Origin of the sequence: Photobacterium sp. 1_MG-2023, assembly GCF_030547945.1 — a bacterium.
In the GTDB taxonomy this organism is placed as follows: domain Bacteria; phylum Pseudomonadota; class Gammaproteobacteria; order Enterobacterales; family Vibrionaceae; genus Photobacterium.
The window spans coordinates 1-2,864 of the sequence record NZ_JAUORR010000062.1 but is presented as its reverse complement, the minus strand read 5'-3'; the positions used below and the strand labels follow the sequence as shown (position 1 = coordinate 2,864).

The window sequence follows — 2,864 nt, the reverse complement described above, 5'->3', positions numbered from 1 at the left end:
CGACTTCTGGCTGAAGGAAAACCGAAAAAAGTAGCCATCATTGCCTGTGTCAGGAAGATGGTTGTTATCCTCAATGCAATGCTCCGTGATGGCGTCAGGTGGGCAGAAAAAACAGCATGGAATTAATTATTGACGCCATAGTCGTTTGTTAAAGCGCTAACCCGATTTGTTCACAGTTTCTACGATTTCAACTCTATCAGCGTCAACCATTTGTTTTTTGATTAAAGATATAAAACGCTTGTCATTAATTAACTTGAGGAATAGGTCAATATTGTTTTCATCAACTACAAACTTTCCATCACCATCCACACCTATCTCCCATTCATGTTCTGCAATGATATTTTTCATATCTTCGATGAACTGCTGATCTTCAAAATAACGAGTTTCTTCAGCAGAGACTAAACGGCGTAGCAAAGTCTTGTTTGTACCAATAGCAACTTTCAAATCATCGACCGAAGTGATAATTCCATTTGCCTCAAGAGCGTCAACTAAAATATCTCTTTTTGCCTCAAGACCTTCACGAATGTTTAAGCCTAACTCGTAGTTCGCTTTGTCACGAATGAAAACATCTTGCCCGTAGGCAACAAAATCAAAATAATCACGAAAAGAAAAAGTGTTACGAACTTCTACCTTTTTAAAGTCACCATCTGAAAACGTCCAACTAGACAACGTTGAAGCCCTTTTAAGGTTCCAACCGCCTTTAACTTTGGAAAATGCATAAAACTGATGAGTATTTAGATTAAACTCTACAACCAATGCCCAAGCGTTGTGAAACTGTCGAATATCCGTTACAGGGTCGTTATCTGCACCCAAACGGATTTTTGCAATGACAGTTGAGAAATCTGTGTCTTCGACAGAGTGAACGAGAGCTCTGTCTTCATCTGTGTCTACAGTGAGTGCAGAATAAGCTGACAATTCTCTAATCGGATCGATATGATTTTCCAAACCCCAAAAGAACTTGCGTAAGGTTGAAATTAGGTCGTCATCTAAGCCATCAATAGATGCGTTTAATGCTCTATAAGAGTGCTGACCCGAGTTAGTACTTTTTTTGATAACCCATAACCGTACATCAAGCGCATCGAAATCGATATTTCGGATGCTATCTAAAACTCGCAACTTATCTTGCATTTAAACACCTTTATTAGAGATTATTCCCATATAGTTATTAAGCTTCACGTATTTTACACCATTATCTGGCAGTAGGTCATGCTTCGACAACATGACACATTCCTTCTCATTTCCTGATTCATCATATTTGCAGTCATATAAGCCGTAACCAAGTGCAGCTAAAATAGGATTAATAAACACACTTTGGCTACGGACTGACAACAAGCACAGAACAGACAAAAACAAAAATAGAGAAAATATGTCTTGCCACTGACTAAGGTCAAAAGCGACAAAAGAAATCATGTATGGAATTGTATAGTTAACTACTTCACTAGATCGACTTTTGGCACTTATTACTTTAATTGTAAATGGTCGTTTCGTTACATTTCTAAGAACGTATGCAAGAAGAGCTAAGCTAAAGATAGATAAAAGCAATAATGACAGAACTATTTCTATATTTTTGAATTCAAACCAGTATGGGATTTTAATTTTACTGAACCCAAAAACCGCACTTTCAAAAGTATGCTCAAACCAAACAACCTCTTTAATGTCTTTGATAATCATAATGAGAAACAGTGGTGTATAACCACTGATAAAGATAGCGATTGAAGACAGTAATCTAGTTTTACTTTTACGATTCATAGAACCCTCATTTCAATGAACGTCATTCTATTTGAGCAAAGAGGTATGTGCAACTAGCTTTAGTGCATCATGCGCTTTAACGCCCGCAGCAACTGCCGGCAAAAATGGCGCGACTTTTGGAACAAAAGACGTGACAGTTTTGACGGTCAGATTGCCTGCGCTTGTTATATTTTTCCAGTTAAATCTCAACATCCCATCTTGGCGTAAAGGAATTTTGAGTTTCTTCAACAGATATGATGTTTGAAACAAATAGATTTCTTGTGCCCCCCTTATTTATGTCATAGCAGAAAAACTTTTCAGTTCCGGCTGTGACACGATAGCTATATGGCTCTGCCTCTCTTGTTTCGACAGATCCATCTTTTTCTCTAGCCGTAATCATGATTGTATGAAGGTTCTGTCCTGCAGAATGAATTGTATCTTTGATGCTCATAGTACTTTCCTTAGTTGAATTGAAATATAACGCCCAAATAACAGGCTAAGTAATGGTTGGCTAAAATTGTGTAGCGAAGCGAAACGTAGCCAACTGTTACGTATCCTTGTTTATTTTCTTGTTAGAGAGCAACTCACCGACAATGCTAGTTTTTCAATACCGTGAGATGGCGTCCATCTTTTAAATTCAACAAAACCATGCCTCTTATATAAGTTTATTGCAGGTAAATTAACAACAGCTGTTTCTACAATTGCTGCAGAAAACTTAAAAGCCTCTAGAGCATAGTTAATTAATTTGGTTGCGATACCTTTTCTAAAATAATTAGGGTCAACAGTTAAACTATCAATTTCTAGGTGTTTACCATTTAAGGCAACCTCTATAACTCCAGCAAGACAATTGTCTTCAATAAAGCCATAAAACTGTGTTTTTGAGTCCTCTATATCTTTAGCACTCCGTAATAAGGGAGGAAAATCAAGAGTCCCAATAAGTTGAGCTTCTATTTTATAAGAATTTTGAAAAACTGTAAAAATCTGAGTTGCAACTTCTTCATTCGAATTATTAAGTTTTGTTATCATGCTACGCCTAGACTCAAAATTTGCTTTGCTCTCTAACGAATGACATGGACTCCCCCTCATCAGGCTCTGCCACACTAGGTAAGTCTGACTACGAAATTACCGGAGGCCAC

4 protein-coding genes and 1 pseudogene are annotated in these 2,864 nt (G+C 37.4%); 1 reads left to right on the top strand and 4 read right to left on the bottom strand.

The annotated features are described in order from the left end of the window. Nucleotides 1-126, top strand: a pseudogene (locus Q4579_RS22760) (IS110 family transposase); the annotation flags it as partial. A 30-nt stretch (nt 127-156) separates the two neighbouring features. Here the strand turns inward: Q4579_RS22760 and Q4579_RS22755 are convergent. From Q4579_RS22755 to Q4579_RS22740, 4 genes are all read right to left on the bottom strand, one after another. Beyond that, nucleotides 157-1,128: a Kiwa anti-phage protein KwaB-like domain-containing protein gene (locus tag Q4579_RS22755; RefSeq protein ID WP_303567233.1), complete on the bottom strand. Its 972-nt coding sequence runs from the start codon at nt 1,126-1,128 to the stop codon at nt 157-159. After that, nucleotides 1,129-1,749 (bottom strand): hypothetical protein, encoded by a 621-nt coding sequence (locus tag Q4579_RS22750; protein ID WP_303567231.1) that lies wholly within the window; start codon nt 1,747-1,749, stop codon nt 1,129-1,131. A gap of 178 nt (nt 1,750-1,927) precedes the next feature. Continuing rightward, nucleotides 1,928-2,179, bottom strand: coding sequence for a hypothetical protein (locus tag Q4579_RS22745; RefSeq protein ID WP_303567229.1), 252 nt, complete (start codon nt 2,177-2,179; stop codon nt 1,928-1,930). 110 nt (nt 2,180-2,289) lie between these two features. Next, complete coding sequence (locus tag Q4579_RS22740; RefSeq protein WP_303567227.1) at nt 2,290-2,754, bottom strand: GNAT family N-acetyltransferase; 465 nt, start codon at nt 2,752-2,754, stop codon at nt 2,290-2,292. Between the last annotated feature and the right edge of the window lie 110 nt (nt 2,755-2,864).

Coding starts and splice junctions, on each gene's coding strand:
- Q4579_RS22755 (WP_303567233.1), bottom strand. CDS start 1,128: ATGCAAGATAAGTTGCGAGTTTTAGATAGCATCCGAAATATCGATTTC.
- Q4579_RS22740 (WP_303567227.1), bottom strand. CDS start 2,754: ATGATAACAAAACTTAATAATTCGAATGAAGAAGTTGCAACTCAGATT.
- Q4579_RS22750 (WP_303567231.1), bottom strand. CDS start 1,749: ATGAATCGTAAAAGTAAAACTAGATTACTGTCTTCAATCGCTATCTTT.
- Q4579_RS22745 (WP_303567229.1), bottom strand. CDS start 2,179: ATGAGCATCAAAGATACAATTCATTCTGCAGGACAGAACCTTCATACA.